The sequence below is a fragment of the Chryseobacterium sp. MA9 genome (assembly GCF_024399315.1).
GTDB lineage: Bacteria > Bacteroidota > Bacteroidia > Flavobacteriales > Weeksellaceae > Chryseobacterium.
In genome coordinates this window covers 4,818,155-4,834,395 of sequence record NZ_CP075170.1, presented here as the reverse complement: position 1 = coordinate 4,834,395, position 16,241 = coordinate 4,818,155, and the positions used below count along the sequence as shown (strand labels likewise).

Genomic DNA, 16,241 nt, shown 5'->3' with positions numbered 1-16,241 from the left:
TTGTTCAAATGTAGCAAAAATAATAATAACAAATCCGCCTTTAACATTACTATTTTTCAAATAAACACCTAGATTCACAATATTTTTTTCTTATTATTATATTTTCCGCAAATCATTTAGATCAAAAATCCATCCATAAAAAAACAGATCAATACCATTGATCTGTTTATATCTTATTACCATTATTCAGTTGCAGCTATTCCTCTTTTTTCAATTGCTCGATTTCATTTTTCAGCTGAGAGATAATATCTTTTAAAGCTTTTATTTCGTTTTTATTAGAGTTTACATTACTCCTCAATATTACGTTTTTTGCTCTTTCATTGTGATCCTCTTCTTCCTCTTCTTCATTGATCTCTTCAATATCTTCCTGGATATCTTCTATGTCCTCATTGATCTCTTCTATATCTTCGCTGATCTCTTCAATATCCTCACTGATTTCTTCGATATCTTCCTGAATGTCTTCAATATCTTCACTGATCTCTTCAATATCTTCCTGGATATCTTCAATTTTCTCGTGACTTTTATTAACCGACATCTGGATAAAAATAGCCAGATAAATAGCCTCCAGAGAGAGCACTGTAGTGAGAATCAGAAGCATCTTATCAAAATCTACTATATGCAGCATCGGAAGCAAAAACGAAGTAAGAAACAGCAGAGTATGTACAATCAGAGACTGAATAGACCCTATCCATGATGTAATACTGTCCGCTATTTTTTCAAGAACTTCTGTTTTTTCGTTATATTTTTTCATCCTTTATATTTTTACAACAGTTCTTTGGTAACGCCTAATCCAAACAAGGCAAAATCATATTTTGCAGGATCTGCTTCGTCAAATTTTCTAATGGCAGCATCCAGTTCTTCTACCGTTTTCCAGTCATTTTGTGTTCTGGAAACCAATCCCAATTTTCTGGAGATATTTCCGGTATGCACATCCAACGGAATGGAAAGGTTTTTCTGATCTATATTTTCCCAGATTCCAAAATCAACACCCCGCTTATCTTTACGTACCATCCACCGCAAAAACATAATAATTCTTTTAGCAGACGAGTTTTTATAAGGTGAACTGATATGTTTATGGCTTCTGTGCTTTTCTGTTTCCAGAAATCCGTTTCTGAATCGTTCTATGGCGTGGAGAAAATTATTCTCCGGTTCTTTTACCTCAAACAGACTTTCCAGGCTTTCATTTTCTTTATAAATCCTGTTGAACTGTTTGATGAAGTAGGAAAAATCCTGCCCATTGAAAGTTCTGTGAATGCTTTTATCCTGAATATCTTCCAGATCTTTCTCTGAATAATTCATCACAAAATCATAGGGAGAATTTCCCATAATATCAAGCATTTTATCTGCAGAATTAATGATTGACTTTCTGTTTCCCCAGGAAATTGTAGCTGCCAGAAATCCTGCAATTTCAATGTCCTGTTTTAAAGAAAAACGATGAGGAATCTGTATGGGATCATTTTCAATAAAATCGGGAGCATTGTACTGATCTGCTTTTTCGTTGAGAAAATCTCTGAGTTCTTCAAATTTCAGCATATTCATTTTAAATCTTTACACTTTCCAATGCTTTTGGTAAAAATGTATTGGGAAAAATATTTCTGGCTTCATCAGTAAATACAGTCAGATCAGCATATCTGTTAGAAAAATGTCCTAAAATCAATTTTTCAACCTGAGCTTTCTGAGCAATAGTTGCCGCCTCCAATGCCGTAGTATGTCCTGTATAATCAGCCATTTCCTTCAAATCATGCAAAAATGTTGATTCATGATAGAGAACGGTAACGTTTTTAATAATCGGAATGACACTTTCAAGGTAACGGGTATCGCTGCAAAATGCATAGGATACCGGTGGAGCAGGTTCAAGAGTCAGAATTTCATTTTTAAGAACATAACCATCGCTCAGTACAACATCTTTTCCTGCTTTTATATTATGATAATCACAGGTTTCAATCTCACTGTATTTGGCAATTTCTTTCATATTAAGATGTCTGTCTTTCGGCTTTTCCTTAAAAAGGTAACCGTTACAGTAAATCCTGTGATCCAGTGGAATAGTATATACTTCTACTCTGTTGTCCTCATATATTTTTTCAGAATAATCTTTATCCAGCTCATGATATACCACTTCAAAACCGCGGTGTGTTTCCGTAATCTGGAAAATGGTTTCCAGCATCTTCTTAATACCTTTCGGGCCATAGACATGCAGCGGGGTATCTCTTCCTAAAAGACGAAAAGAGGCAATAAGTCCCGGAAGCCCGAAACAGTGATCCCCATGAAGATGGGAAATAAAAATATGATTGATTTTTGAAAATCTTGCTTTTGCTTTTCTCAGCTGTACCTGTGTACCTTCTCCACAATCAATAAGGAAGAGTCTTTCTTCCATTTCCAGCAGCTGAGCTGTGGGTGATGTATTGATGGTTGGAATCGCTGAATTGAAGCCTAATATTGTTAAATAAGTACTCAAATCAATAATTTATTGTAACAAATGTACGACAGAAAATCTAAATGGGTGGTTCACGCTGATATTTAAACTTAATCAGTCACTTTTAAAAAATCCATAAATAAATCTAAAGCCTGTTTGCGGTGGCTGATTTTGTTTTTGTCTTCCGGATCCATTTCTGCAAAGGTTCTTTCATACCCTACCGGAACAAAAATAGGATCATATCCGAATCCTTTAAAACCTTTATTTTCTGTCAGTAAATTTCCGTGAACTCTGCCTTCAAAATATTGAGCACCTTTTTCATCATAGTAACAAAGAACGGTAACAAAATAAGCCTTTCTGTTTTCAATTCCCTGCATTTCTTCCAGCACTTTTTCAATATTTTTCGCAAAATCATGATCTCCGGCGTAACGTGCAGAGAAGATGCCAGGTCTTCCGTCCAGAGACTCTACTACCAGACCGCTATCATCTCCCAAACTTGGAACTCCTGTTTTTTCGAAACAGTATTTTGCCTTGATCAGTGCATTGGCATGAAAAGAGTCTCCGTCTTCCACAATTTCTTCGTGAATATGATAATCGGTAAGACTTTTCACAACGCAATCACTTCCCAGGATCTGTTGGATTTCTTCTTTTTTATGTTCGTTGTGTGTAGCTACTAATAATTCCATTTCTATATTCATTTTCAATTTTACTTTTTAGCTTGGTTAATTACATTTCAGCATAATGTACTTTATACTTCTTCATAAAAAGATAATAGAATAAAGAGAAAAGTACAATTCCTACAGCCAGTACAAGCCATTCTGAAACATTAAGAACTTTTGCAAAACTTTCATCTTTACCATAAAGTACCAACAGCGACAGGGTTAAATTATTAAACGCATGCAGCAGTATGGGCATCAGTAAAGATTTTGTTTTATGATATACCAATCCTAGCACACAGCCCAGCATCACTGCACTGATAAACTGCCATGGATTTCCGTGAACCACTCCAAAAATAATGGAAGCATATAAAATTGCTTTCCAGGGTTCTACTCCTTTATTAATCAATCCTTTCTGGATAATCCCTCTGAATATAATTTCCTCAAAAACAGGAGCCATAATTACTGTCATGATAATCATTACTACAGGATTATCGGTCAGCTGGCTCATCAACTGGGTAAAATATTCATAAAAATCACCAAAAAAAGGTCCTGTAGTAGGAATCTGAGCGGCAATAAATTCTGAAATAAACATCATCCCCGCCATCATTGGAAAAATAAGAAGATAGGTAGAGAAGTTAACGGATGATAAATTGAAATTAAGCTTCTTTTGGGTAGTACGCCTTACGATAAAAAAATCAAAAAATGCAATAGCAGTAAGGAATCCTACAGAATTTGCAACCATCAGGAACCACTCTTTAAGCTCAAGATTTTCTTTGAAAACAACTTTCCAAAAAGTACTGAATAGAGAAACAGCCATTGTTCCCACGAATAATCCAACCACCAAAACAACACCGCCAAACCATGTGAAGGTAAACTTCGGATATTTGCTATTTCCCATCCTTTCTCTGTAAAAGTTTATTAGAAACAAAGATAATTTTTTTGAATGCCACAGGCAACTAAAAAAGGAATTTCTTACTTGCATCTTTTTACTTATGAACATCACAAAGTAAATACAGAATGACCATTCCATAGGATTGAATCTACAGGCAAAAGTTTTTCAAGTCTTCTTTTGAATGGGGATTCTTTGGTCTGCTTTTCCTCTTCTTAATACATTTCGCTCTGGGGGTTGCTTACGGAATTTAAACAAAAGGATTTAAAACAATGATTTATCCGGTACACATGAGAAAACAGCTATTGCAATACACTCTTTTCTTTATCATTCTCAAACTCTCCTGCCCGCCCACTCTATAACCTAATAAGCATTGTTGTAATTTAAATTTGAAAACCTCGCAAAAAATCACGATTTTTGCAACTTCAAAATACGATATGTCAGACTTAATCAAAGAAATACAAAAAAGAAAGACCTTCGGGATCATTTCCCACCCGGATGCCGGAAAAACAACTCTTACGGAAAAGCTACTTCTTTTCGGGGGTGCTATTCAGGAAGCAGGTGCGGTAAAATCCAACAAAATAAAAAAAGGAGCTACCTCCGACTTTATGGAAATCGAAAGACAGAGAGGAATCTCTGTAGCAACTTCCGTATTGGCTTTTGAATATAGAGACCACAAAATCAATATCCTGGATACTCCGGGTCACAAAGACTTTGCTGAAGATACCTACAGAACTTTAACAGCTGTAGATTCTGTAATCGTTGTTATTGACGTTGCAAAAGGAGTTGAGGAACAGACTGAAAAACTGGTTCAGGTTTGCAGAATGAGAAACATTCCGATGTTGGTTTTCATTAATAAACTTGACCGTGAAGGTAAAGATGCTTTCGATCTTTTGGACGAAGTAGAACAAAAACTGGGATTAACAGTTTGTCCTCTTTCTTTACCGATTGGTATGGGAAGTGACTTTCAGGGAATTTATAATATCTGGGAAGACAATATTCAGTTATTCTTAGAAGAGAAAAAACAGAAAGTTGGAGATTCTATTAAGTTTGATGATATCAATGATACTTCTATTGATGATGTTATTGGTGAAAAAGCAGCAAAAACTTTAAGAGAAGAACTTGATTTGATTCAATCTGTTTACCCTGAATTTAACCGTGATGATTATATGAAAGGTGATCTTCAGCCTGTATTTTTCGGTTCAGCTTTAAATAACTTTGGAGTACGTGAATTACTGGATGCTTTCATTGATATTGCTCCAATGCCACAGCCAAAAGAAAGTGACACCCGTCTTGTAAAACCTGAAGAAAGCACTTTCACAGGATTTGTTTTCAAAATTCATGCGAATATGGATCCTAAGCACAGAGACAGACTTGCTTTCGTGAAGATTGTTTCGGGAACATTCAAGAGAAACGAGAACTATTTATTGGTAAGAGAAGGTAAAAAAATGAAATTCTCCTCTCCTAACGCATTCTTTGCAGATAAAAAAGAGGTAGTGGAGGAAAGTTTCCCTGGTGATATCGTAGGTTTACATGATACCGGAAGTTTCAGAATCGGAGATACGCTTACAGGTGGAGAAAAATTGAGCTTCAAAGGTATTCCAAGCTTCTCTCCTGAACATTTCCGTTATATCAACAACAACGATCCGTTGAAAGCTAAGCAATTGGCAAAAGGTATTGACCAGTTGATGGATGAAGGGGTTGCACAGCTGTTTACTCTTGAGATGAATAACAGAAAGATCATCGGAACAGTGGGAGCTCTTCAGTATGAGGTTATCCAATACCGTCTGGAACATGAATATGGTGCAAAATGTACTTATGAACCTCTATCTATGCACAAAGCATGTTGGGTAGAAGCAGATGAAAAATCTGAAGAGTTCAAAGAATTTGCCAGATTAAAACAAAGATTCCTGGCGAGAGATAAATACAACCAACTAGTATTCCTTGCAGATTCCTCTTTCACAATTCATATGACACAGGAAAAATTCCCGAATGTGAAATTACATTTCATTAGTGAATTCCAGGAACACTAATTAAAATACAAAATTGTTTATAATATAGATCCGCAGAAAATTTCTGCGGATTTTTTTATGGAATGCTGTCTGAAACCACCCCGTCAAAAATTCTTTGAATTTTCGCCACACCTCCAAAGGATGGGAATTTTTAGATTTTCGAACAAATATTTGATAAAAACACAAGATTTTCTAATAATTTCAAAGCTTCAAAAACACAAAACCGCTTTGTAAATCTTTTGTAAAACAAATACAAAACACTGAAAATATAACCGTTAGAGTTTTACCAGCACAATACATTCTATTTACAATCTTTACAAGAACTTCCCTCCTAATTTTACTTCATCAAAAAAATTAATGTTATGAAAAAATTCATATTACTCATTGCTGTATCAAGCACTTTCATTATGTGTAAAAAAGGAGAAGCTGCACAGAATAAAATCAATGAAGTTATCAATACAGCCGACAGCACTGCTACTGCTGTTACAGAAACCATTGACAATGCAAGTAAAACAGCAAACCAGATCATGGATTCTGCCAGTATTAAAATAAAAGATTTTGAAGATACCAAGAACGATATTCATCAGAAAATAGAAAAAACCTCCAAAATGGTAGATTCTTTATCTGATAAAATGGCCAATACAAAATTGGAATCTAAAATAGAAGAAAAGGATTCAGCGGAAAAGAAATCTGAAAAAGCTGCTGTAAAAGCTCCGGCTCCAAAAGTCATTAAAGAAACTAAAATCATTTATAAGGACAAACCTAAAAATGACAGCTATGAACTAAATATGCCAAAAGATAAAATGGTGAAATCAGGATATCTTGTCATAAAAGCAGAGAATGCAGAAACGGTGAAGGAAATCATTAGAGAAGAAGCCCATAAAAATAACGGCTACATCAAAAGTGAAAATCTTTCTTATGTGGAATCTGCCAGTCCTTATGGAGAGAATCAAAAAACATACAGTCTTGATATCAAAGTTCCTATTCAGCATTTTGATGGTTTAATGGATGCCATCAACAGTAATGTTGGAGACATAGACACTAAAGATATTCAGGTTTCAGGGCGTAATTATGCAGACAATACGATCTGTACGATCAATATAAATATCAGTGATAAGACTCAAACAGAAAAAGAACCTAAAACTTTCGGTGGAAAATCATTGGCAGCCATTGAATCAGGCTGGGAGGTGATCACTTCTATTTTCCTCTTTATTCTTCCGTTGTGGCCTTTATTCCTTATTGCTGGTATTGGATATTACTTTTACAAAAAGAAGAATAAAAATATCCCTCATAACGACTCTCACTAAGTTTAAAATCCATCTTCATGGTGGATTTTTAATGTTTTTTTAATGAGGTTTAGAATTGAAGTTCAATTCTAATGTTTAATTTTATCAAACATTCAGTGAAACAGTTTGCTTATTTGGAAAATTCCTCTTAACTTTAAGTAAAAGCAAAGTGTAATGAATCTTTGTTGTTAAATAAGGTTCAAAATAAGTTTGGAAATTTTTATTTCATATATTAATATTTTGTGATTTGGTGTAAAATAAGGCCCTCAGATTGAGAGCCTTATTTGTTTTTTATTTCATATTCACTACTTTGTCTACGACAAACTTTGTATTTCCTCTCCATGGGAGCGCGCCGTTGTATTCTTTGTAATGCAGATCAAAGGTTTTACCGCTGTTGGTTTCCAATTGTTTGAAAATCTCAGGGTCATCCACAGAAAACTCAAACTCATAGCTTGTAATTGTTCCTGTTTTTCCTCTTCCGAAGCCTTCCTGAATCAGTTTACCTTCATAGGTTTTGAAGATATAGCCTTTTTTCATGGCATAGTTCAGGTATCCGGATTTCACTCCTTCTCCGAAAACAAAATAGTATTTATACCAGACAAATACACCTAGTAACAGTAATACAACACCGAGGGTGATCCACAAAGATTTTTTCATAGTAGTGTGCTTTATAAAATGTTATTTTGCGATGCTTCTTGAGATCACGATTTTCTGAATTTCAGAAGTTCCTTCGTAGATCTGAGTAATTTTCGCATCTCTCATTAATCTTTCTACGTGGTATTCTTTCACGTATCCGTATCCACCGTGGATCTGTACTGCTTCAATAGTAGTATCCATTGCTACCTGAGAAGAGTATAGTTTTGCCATAGCTCCACTTTCAGATATATCTTTTCCTGCATCTTTTTCACATGCCGCTTTGAAACATAACATTCTTGCTGCCGTAATCTGAGTTGCCATATCAGCCAATTTGAATGCGATAGCCTGGTGGTTGATGATCTCAGTTTTGAAAGCTTTTCTTGTTTTAGCATATTTCAATGCCAGTTCGTAAGCTCCTGCAGCAATACCTAAAGCCTGAGAAGCAATACCGATTCTTCCTCCGTTCAATACTGCCATTGCAAAGTTGAACCCGAATCCATCAGCACCAATTCTGTTTTCTTTTGGAACTTTTACATTATTAAAGATCAAAGAGTGCGTATCACTTCCTCTGATTCCTAATTTGTCTTCTTTCAGTCCGATTTCAAATCCTTCCCATCCTCTTTCTACGATGAAAGCATTGATCCCTTTGTGTTTTTTCTCAGGATCTGTCTGTGCAATTACGATATAATAAGTAGCTGTTCCACCATTGGTGATCCAGTTTTTGATCCCGTTTAAAAGATAATAATCTCCTTTGTCTTCAGCAGTTGTTTTCTGAGAAGTTGCATCAGAACCAGCTTCAGGCTCAGATAATGCAAAAGCTCCGATTACCTGTCCGCTAGCCAGTGGAGTAAGATATTTTACTTTCTGTTCTTCAGAAGCAAATTTTTCAAGACCGGCACAAACCAATGAGTTATTTACAGACATTACAACAGCTGCAGAAGCATCTACTTTTGCAATCTCCTCCATTGCCAGCACGTAAGAAACGCTGTCCATACCCGCTCCTCCATATTGTGGATCTACCATCATTCCTAAAAGGCCCATTTCTCCCATTTTTTTCACCTGTTCTGCAGGGAATTTCTGGTCACGGTCTCTTTCAATCACTCCAGGTAATAGTTCGTTCTGTGCAAAATCTCTTGCTGCCTGCTGAATCATCAGCTGTTCTTCCGATAAATTAAAGTCCATAAAAAAAATAATTAGATAGCCGTAAATTTACACTTTTTAAGCAAATCTGAAAATATAAATTAAAGACAGGAAAAACGCATAAAAAAGGGAGCTGAAATACATTCTAAGGTTCAAAGTACCTACAAATGGCATCCCGGTTTACCAATTGGGAATACCATCCAATTCAAGAGTGAAAGTAAAAACGGTAAGCTAAGGTATACCGTATTCTTAATGAGCCACCGCAACCACCCTTTAAAGGCTTCCGGCCCCCTTTTTGATTCAATATATTATGGCAAGCATTTAACTAATTTCTAATTATTACACTCATACGTTTTCAATTAAAAAAAATGCTTATATTTAAATTTCTTTATAAATTATTTAAAAAATCATGACGATCAAGAGATTATTCGATATTCCGCACTACGCTTTAGAAAAATATCCTAAAACGGATATGTTTGTAACCAAGTATCAGGGTGAGTGGAAAAAAACTTCTACGCAGGAGTTTATTAATGAGGGAAATAAGATATCCAGAGGGTTACTGAAGCTGGGCATAAAACCGGGTGATAAAATCGCTTTGATTACGACCAATTCCCGTACTGAATGGGCTATTATGGACTTCGGGCTTTCTCAGATCGGAGTTGTTTCTGTACCCGTTTATCCAAGTATTTCACCTGAAGATTATGAATTTATCTTCAACAATGCTGAAATTCAGTACTGTTTTGTTTCTGATAAAGAGCTGCTGACTAAGGTTATGAAAGTAAAACATAATATCCCAAGTCTACAGGGAATATTTACTTTCGACAACATCAGCGGTGCTGCCAACTGGAGAGAAATCCTGGATCTGGGTAAAGATGAATCTACACAAATTGAAGTAGACGACCTTTCCAATGCTATCAATACAGAGGATCTTGCAACTATTATTTATACTTCCGGAACTACCGGAAGACCTAAAGGAGTAATGCTTACCCACAACAATATTGTTTCAAACGTATTGGGTGCTATTCCAAGGATTCCAAAGAAAAAAAGCTTAGATTATAAGGAAACAAGAGCATTAAGCTTCCTGCCAATCTGCCATATCTTTGAAAGGATGCTTTTCTATCTCTATCAATACAATGGTTTTTCTCTTTATTTTGCTGAAAGCATCGATAAAATGGGGGAAAACGTAAAAGAAGTGAAGCCTCATTATATGACAGTAGTCCCAAGGCTGATAGAAAAAGTATATGATAAAATTTACAATACGGGATCTTCTGCCGGAGGATTGAAATCAAAAATATTTTTCTGGGCTTTGAACCTAATCAGCAAGAAAAAAATCATCTCAAAACCATCCGGACTTCAGGAAATCATTGCAGATAAACTGGTATTTTCCAAATGGAGAGAAGGTTTAGGTGGTGAAATTGTGACATTGGTTTCAGGATCTGCAGCATTGTCTACAAGACTTAACTTAATGTTCCAAAATGCAGGAATTCCAATTTTGGAAGGTTATGGTTTAACAGAAACTTCCCCGGTAATTTCCGTAAACAGCTTTGAGAAAATGAAAGTAGGAACGGTAGGTATTCCATTGGATAATTTAAAAGTAAAGATCCAGGAAGATGGTGAAATTACAGTAAAAGGGCCATCTGTTTTCAAAGGGTATTTCCAAAATGAAGAGATGACCAAAGAAGCCTTTACAGAAGATGGATATTTCAAAACCGGAGATATCGGACATGTTGACAGTGACGGATTTTTACAGATCACTGACCGTAAGAAAGAAATGTTCAAGACTTCCGGTGGAAAATATATTGCCCCTCAAACTATTGAAAATTTAGCAAAAGCTTCTAAGTTCATAGAACAGATTATGGTTGTAGGTGATGGTGAAAAAATGCCATGTGCTTTGGTACAGCCTGATTTTGAATTTGCAAAAAGCTGGGCTATGAGAAACAACCTGAATATAGGTTCTACACCTGAAGAGATTGCAAAAAGTGCTGAGCTGAAGCAAAGAATTGAAAAGGAAATCGAAGGAATCAACGAACATCTTGGAAACTGGGAAAAAATTAAAAAGATTGAGCTTACTCCTGAAGTATGGAGTATTGAAAGCGGATTGCTTACTCCAACTTTAAAACTGAAAAGAAAAGCGATAAAAGAGAACTTTATAGCTCTGTATAATAAGATGTATGATCATAAGGATTAAATATAAATGAAATTATTTAAGTATACATTCATTTGCCAATCCACCTTTGTTGGATTGGCATTTTTTATGTTTTCATGTAAAAAACAGACTGAAAATCCAAAATCAATATCTGAGAAAAAAATAGAAATTTCACCACCTTTAGATTCTGTTTTAAAAGAAAAAGCATTGAATGATTATATTCAAACCGCTGATATTATAAAACCTAATGTAAAAAATGGAGTGCCTTTTAACACGCTTGATTATGATAAGATTATTGCTTATGATTTTGCAGGTGATGAAGAAACATACCCCAGCGCTGTTGATAAAAAAGGAAAATTTGTTCCTGTGATATTAAAACAGCAATTTCTAACTCAAAAGCAGGCGGATCAGATCTTATCTGCCTTAGCAAAAAATTCAAGTTATGGAGAAAGCTCTGCGGCATGCTTTCAACCTCATCTTGGACTGGTGTTTTTTAAAGGAATAAAAAAAATCAATCAGATCAGTATTTGTTTAAGCTGTAATGCTTCTATTACGGAGACAAGTATTCCTGCTAGAACACATAAAGTATTTAATAAGGGAACAGATAATGAGTATTCTTTTTCCGGTTTCACACCGTCAGGAAAGAAAGCGATCACCAATTTGTGTAAAGAAATTCACTTTTATTATGGTAACAAAAAAGGATAAAATATAAAAAAACCGGAAGTAGTTCTTCCGGTCTTTTATATTTTAATGGGTTCTGAATTAGAATTTAATTACAGATTTCATTCTTTCGTTTTCTTCCATTACCAATTCGTCATCAACAAGGATTTTCCCTGAATGCTCATCAATAATAATTTTCTTTCTCTGAGCAATTTCCATTTGCTTTTGAGGTGGGATTGTGAAGAAAGATCCTTTTGGTGCACCTCTTTCTAATCCTACTACTGCAAGACCATTGATAGAGTTTGTTCTGATTCTGTTGTAAGAAGCCAATAATCTCTCATCAATTTTACCTGCATATTCTTTAGATTGCTCTAAAAGATATTCTTCTTCTTTTTGAGTTTCAGAGATAAGACCGTCCAATTCTTCTTTCTTGAATTTCAAGTGGCTTTTTAAATCGTCGATCTTAGTATTCAGTTCACTTAAAGTTTCGTTTTTGTGAGCAATTTTAACTCCGAATTCTTTAATTCTTTTTTCTGCAAGCTGAATTTCCAGATCCTGGAATTCCATTTCCTTTCCTAATGCTTCAAACTCTTTATTGTTTCTTACATTATCCTGCTGAGATTTGTATTTCTCAATTAAAGTTTTAGCATGGTTAATAACTTCATACTTTGTTTTGATCTGATCTTCCTGATCTTTGATATCAGCATGAAATTTTTCAGCTCTTTTTTCAAGACCTTCGATCTCGATTTCAAGATCTTCAACTTCAATTGGCAATTCTCCTCTAGTATTTCGGATTTCATCCAATCTTGAATCAATGATCTGTAAATCGTATAAAGCTCTTAATTTTTCTTCAACTGAAATATCGTTGGTTTTTGCCATATTTAAATGAAATAATTTACTGGGTTTGTTTTTTCAATAGATTTTGAAATTGCAAATGTACTAAATTTTTGTGATAAAATTTCAAATAATTGTTGGGTAACAAATTGTTCTGATTCATAATGGCCTATATCGCAAATCAGCATTTTAGACTCTGCTAAAAAATAGTCGTGATATTTAAGATCTCCGGTAAGATAAGCATCACATTTCCTGGAAGCCGCAGATCTTATTCCACTCGCTCCGGAACCTCCAAGAACCCCTACTCTTTTGATTTTTTTATTGTTGAAAAAGGAATGTTTTATCACTTCAAGACCAAATTTTTCTTTTACAAATCTCAGGAAATCTTTTTCATCCATTTCTTCTTCCAGGTCACCATACATTCCCAGTCCGGCATGATGGTTTTTATTATCCAGACTGTATACTTGGTGAGCCACTTCTTCATAAGGATGTGCGTCTTTCATCGCTCCCACAATCTGACCTTGTTTAAAGCCTTCAAAAATCACAGAGATCATGTCTTCATCTGCATTTTCACGAATACCTTGCTGTCCTGAGAATGGATTTGAGCCCTCTACAGGTCTGAATGTTCCGTTACCATTGACCGTAAAACTGCATTCGTCATAGAAACCGATATTTCCTGCTCCTGCTGAAAACATAGCTTCTTTGACTTTTTCAGAATGCTCTTTCGGAACAAAAACCGTCAGCTGTTTTAAATTATTTTCTTTCGGCTGAAGAATTTTCATATTCTTTAATCCCAACTGACTGCAAATTCCATAATTAACTCCAAAGAAATCATTATCAAATGCTGTGTGAATGGCATAGATAGCCACTTTATTTTCAATAGCCTTTAAAACGGCTCTTTCTACATAGTTTTTTCCTGTTAAAGATTTGAGTCCGGAAAATATAATCGGATGGAAACATACAATAAGATTACAGTTTCTTTCAACAGCCTCATCTACAACATTTTCCAAAGCATCATGACAAACCAGAATCCCAGATACATCACGATCATAAACACCACACAACAGGCCTACATTATCAAAATCTTCTGCCTGTCTGATATTTATTTCCTCTTCAATCTTTGCAATTACAGTTTTTAGCTTCATTAATTTATATTTTACGGTTACAGCGAAGATATTAATTTTACTAAAAACCCAAAGAATATTTCTGCTTCAATAAAAAACCGGCTTTCATCGGCCGGTTTGAATTTGATATAAAAAAATAAATAGACTGTTAATCTTTGAAAAGCGATACTCTTGTAAAGGACTCCATTACCACACCACAGCTTATATCGGCTTCCATAAAAAGCTGGTAACCTCTTCCCGGATCAAGACTCGCAGGATCTGCAATGGTATAGAAATAGAATGTAAGAATGTTACCTGTTCCACTTGAACCGCTTGGTACCAACTGGATAGAGTTAATTTCAAAACCTGAGTCAGGATTTTTAAAAGTAGCCTTTACGGATCCTGAAGAATTGGACCCCGGAGTAATAGTAGCGATGGCTCTCCAGACATGGACCTGTCCGTTAATTTCATTTTCTCTCCATTTACCAGTAGCTGCAACATAAATATTGGATGTAACTCCCGGAAATGGTACTGTGGTTTCCGGCCAGCTTGTAGTAGGACTTGCTGCAAAAATCAGCGGTGTGGTATAAAGCACCTGTTGTCTTGGTCCATACCCGCTTCCTGCCGCACTTAAACTGAATGAGGGTTTTACATTTGCGTTTCCAGAATTTATTTTAACGACACCGTCGTTACCAGCCTGAGAAGATGTGGGAACAAAAAGCTGTCTCCAGAGGGTACCATCCCAATACTGGAAGTTATTCGTTGTCGTATTAAAAATAAGTGTTCCTGCAGTAAGGTTAGCATTCACAACCCCTGCAGGAGGTACTGTGGAAACGTCATTATCTGCCAGGTTTGTATCCCGGTCAGTATCTGTAAGGCGAGGAATGAGAATTCCTTTCTGGTTGGAGACTATATCCAATACTGAAGCACCATTTGGAGCCGTGGTATTAATCCCGACCTGAGCATGTACAAAACTGCTTATGAAAAACAGAATAAACAAGGTTAAAATTTTTCTCATGATATAAAGCTTTTGTTGGATAAAATTACAAACTTGAATCAATATTATGTTAAAAAATAAATTTTTATATGTCATATTTTATTCGTATTTTACTTATTATAATGTATTGAAAATCATCAAATTAAACCTAAATAATTCACTTTTTAATGATAGAAAATTCTTTAACATTTGCAAGATTCTTTTAACAATCATATCTTTACCCTATACTTTATAGAAATTACTAACTTCGCTGTGAAATAACCTATATAAATGGAAAGAGAACATAATCTAATTCCTGAAGACATTCTTTGGAAAAGATTCCTTTACCGGATCATTTATCGCTCCGATACCAGACTCGGAAAACTGTTCGATATCATATTACTATCTTTAATTCTTGCAAGTACTGCCATCATTATGATGGAAAGTGTACCTAAGCTTGATAAAAGGTTTCATTATACTTTCCTGATTCTGGAGTGGGTGATTTCTATTTTCTTCACTCTCGAGTATTCTATGCGTATTGCAGTGGTAAAGAATAAAAGAAGTTATATTTTCAGTTTTTTCGGGGTAATAGACTTTCTCGCTCTGGTTCCTTTTTTCCTCAGCTTTTTCTTTCCTATCACTAAGTATTTCCTGATTTTCAGAATGCTGAGAATGTTGAGGATTTTCAGGATTTTCAATTTACTGGATTTTATGAATGACGGCTACCTTATTGTAAGGGCTCTGAAAAACAGTTCGAGAAAAATTTACATTTTCCTTTTATTCCTGATTATATTCTCAGTTATTGTAGGATCACTGATGTTTATGGTGGAAGGTGGACGACAGGGATTTGAAACCATACCTCAATCTATCTATTGGGCAGTTGTTACGGTAACTACTGTAGGATATGGTGATGTATCCCCAATCACGCCTTTAGGAAAGTTTTTTGCAGTTGTTCTGATGCTGGCCGGTTACTCTATTATTGCAGTTCCTACCGGTATTGTAACAGCAGAAATGAGAAACAAGAGACAAAACCTGGAACTGATCTGTGAGCGCTGTGGTAACGAAGATATTGATGATGATGCAAGGTATTGCAAGAAGTGTGGCAAGAAATTAGCTTGATATTGAATATCAATATAATTTATTCACAAAATACCACAAAATCATGGAATCAAAAAAGAAAAACAAACCGAATAGTTTAGTGATCATTCTTTTTGCACTGGTGGTGCTGATGATCATCGTCTACTTTATATTAGTAATGTTCTTCCCTACTGTTTTTGACCTTATGAATAAGGGAGAGATACAGCCGGTACCTAATAAATAATGGATAATTCTTAATGATTTATATTACAAAATAGTCATATGACAAAATAAAAAAGATGAGTGAATTTTTTCGCTCATCTTTCTTTTAATCATTGATTTTCAAAGTTTGTGCAATAAAAAGAACGGATCATTAATGACCCGTCTCTTTCTTTTTATTTAAATGATAA

Annotated in this window: 16 protein-coding genes; 6 read left to right on the top strand and 10 right to left on the bottom strand. The window is 35.1% G+C overall.

Annotated elements, in window-relative coordinates:
- Window positions 1-196: 196 nt before the first annotated feature.
- The 5 genes from KIK00_RS22115 to KIK00_RS22095 all read right to left on the bottom strand — a co-directional run bounded on the left by KIK00_RS22115 (window position 197) and on the right by KIK00_RS22095 (window position 3,970).
- On the bottom strand, window positions 197-751 hold the full coding sequence (locus KIK00_RS22115; RefSeq protein ID WP_047377002.1) for a DUF1003 domain-containing protein: 555 nt from the start codon (window positions 749-751) through the stop codon (window positions 197-199).
- Window positions 752-762: 11 nt separating this feature from the next.
- Window positions 763-1,533, bottom strand: coding sequence for a TIGR02757 family protein (locus tag KIK00_RS22110; RefSeq protein WP_370647724.1), 771 nt, complete (start codon window positions 1,531-1,533; stop codon window positions 763-765).
- 7 nt (window positions 1,534-1,540) lie between these two features.
- The gene (locus KIK00_RS22105; protein ID WP_255814406.1) at window positions 1,541-2,455 is read right to left on the bottom strand and encodes a ribonuclease Z; all 915 of its coding nucleotides are present in this window, start codon (window positions 2,453-2,455) and stop codon (window positions 1,541-1,543) included.
- A gap of 68 nt (window positions 2,456-2,523) precedes the next feature.
- Window positions 2,524-3,099, bottom strand: coding sequence for an RdgB/HAM1 family non-canonical purine NTP pyrophosphatase (rdgB, locus tag KIK00_RS22100; RefSeq protein WP_370647723.1), 576 nt, complete (start codon window positions 3,097-3,099; stop codon window positions 2,524-2,526).
- 40 nt (window positions 3,100-3,139) lie between these two features.
- Window positions 3,140-3,970, bottom strand: a complete 831-nt coding sequence (locus KIK00_RS22095) for a CPBP family intramembrane glutamic endopeptidase (protein ID WP_255814405.1) — start codon at window positions 3,968-3,970, stop codon at window positions 3,140-3,142.
- A 428-nt stretch (window positions 3,971-4,398) separates the two neighbouring features.
- Between KIK00_RS22095 and KIK00_RS22090 the strand changes: the two genes are divergently transcribed.
- Together KIK00_RS22090 and KIK00_RS22085 are read left to right on the top strand one after the other, a co-directional pair.
- Complete coding sequence (locus tag KIK00_RS22090) at window positions 4,399-5,994, top strand: peptide chain release factor 3 (protein ID WP_255814404.1); 1,596 nt, start codon at window positions 4,399-4,401, stop codon at window positions 5,992-5,994.
- A 341-nt stretch (window positions 5,995-6,335) separates the two neighbouring features.
- Entirely contained in the window at window positions 6,336-7,280 is a 945-nt protein-coding gene (locus KIK00_RS22085; RefSeq protein ID WP_255814403.1) for a DUF4349 domain-containing protein, read from the top strand.
- Window positions 7,281-7,550: 270 nt separating this feature from the next.
- Here KIK00_RS22085 and KIK00_RS22080 read toward each other — a convergent pair whose 3' ends face one another.
- Together KIK00_RS22080 and KIK00_RS22075 are read right to left on the bottom strand one after the other, a co-directional pair.
- Window positions 7,551-7,916, bottom strand: a complete 366-nt coding sequence (locus KIK00_RS22080; protein WP_255814402.1) for a hypothetical protein — start codon at window positions 7,914-7,916, stop codon at window positions 7,551-7,553.
- Window positions 7,917-7,937: 21 nt separating this feature from the next.
- Window positions 7,938-9,077 carry an acyl-CoA dehydrogenase family protein gene (locus KIK00_RS22075; protein ID WP_255814401.1) on the bottom strand — a complete coding sequence of 380 codons (1,140 nt, stop codon included), beginning with the start codon at window positions 9,075-9,077 and terminating at the stop codon, window positions 7,938-7,940.
- A gap of 367 nt (window positions 9,078-9,444) precedes the next feature.
- Between KIK00_RS22075 and KIK00_RS22070 the strand changes: the two genes are divergently transcribed.
- Together KIK00_RS22070 and KIK00_RS22065 are read left to right on the top strand one after the other, a co-directional pair.
- Window positions 9,445-11,223 (top strand): long-chain fatty acid--CoA ligase, encoded by a 1,779-nt coding sequence (locus KIK00_RS22070; RefSeq protein WP_255814400.1) that lies wholly within the window; start codon window positions 9,445-9,447, stop codon window positions 11,221-11,223.
- Window positions 11,224-11,229: 6 nt separating this feature from the next.
- Window positions 11,230-11,886 (top strand): hypothetical protein, encoded by a 657-nt coding sequence (locus KIK00_RS22065; RefSeq protein WP_255814399.1) that lies wholly within the window; start codon window positions 11,230-11,232, stop codon window positions 11,884-11,886.
- Between the two features lie 57 nt (window positions 11,887-11,943).
- On the opposite strand, the gene KIK00_RS22060 is transcribed toward KIK00_RS22065, so the two are convergent.
- The 3 genes from KIK00_RS22060 to KIK00_RS22050 all read right to left on the bottom strand — a co-directional run bounded on the left by KIK00_RS22060 (window position 11,944) and on the right by KIK00_RS22050 (window position 14,796).
- Complete coding sequence (locus tag KIK00_RS22060) at window positions 11,944-12,720, bottom strand: zinc ribbon domain-containing protein (protein ID WP_255814398.1); 777 nt, start codon at window positions 12,718-12,720, stop codon at window positions 11,944-11,946.
- A 2-nt stretch (window positions 12,721-12,722) separates the two neighbouring features.
- The gene (locus KIK00_RS22055) at window positions 12,723-13,820 is read right to left on the bottom strand and encodes a Nif3-like dinuclear metal center hexameric protein (RefSeq protein ID WP_255814397.1); all 1,098 of its coding nucleotides are present in this window, start codon (window positions 13,818-13,820) and stop codon (window positions 12,723-12,725) included.
- Between the two features lie 127 nt (window positions 13,821-13,947).
- Window positions 13,948-14,796, bottom strand: coding sequence for a hypothetical protein (locus KIK00_RS22050; RefSeq protein WP_255814396.1), 849 nt, complete (start codon window positions 14,794-14,796; stop codon window positions 13,948-13,950).
- A 249-nt stretch (window positions 14,797-15,045) separates the two neighbouring features.
- Here KIK00_RS22050 and KIK00_RS22045 point away from each other — a divergent pair, with 249 nt between their 5' ends.
- Window positions 15,046-15,873: an ion transporter gene (locus KIK00_RS22045; RefSeq protein WP_255814395.1), complete on the top strand. Its 828-nt coding sequence runs from the start codon at window positions 15,046-15,048 to the stop codon at window positions 15,871-15,873.
- A 43-nt stretch (window positions 15,874-15,916) separates the two neighbouring features.
- Window positions 15,917-16,075 (top strand): hypothetical protein, encoded by a 159-nt coding sequence (locus KIK00_RS22040; protein ID WP_255814394.1) that lies wholly within the window; start codon window positions 15,917-15,919, stop codon window positions 16,073-16,075.
- Window positions 16,076-16,241 lie beyond the last annotated feature (166 nt).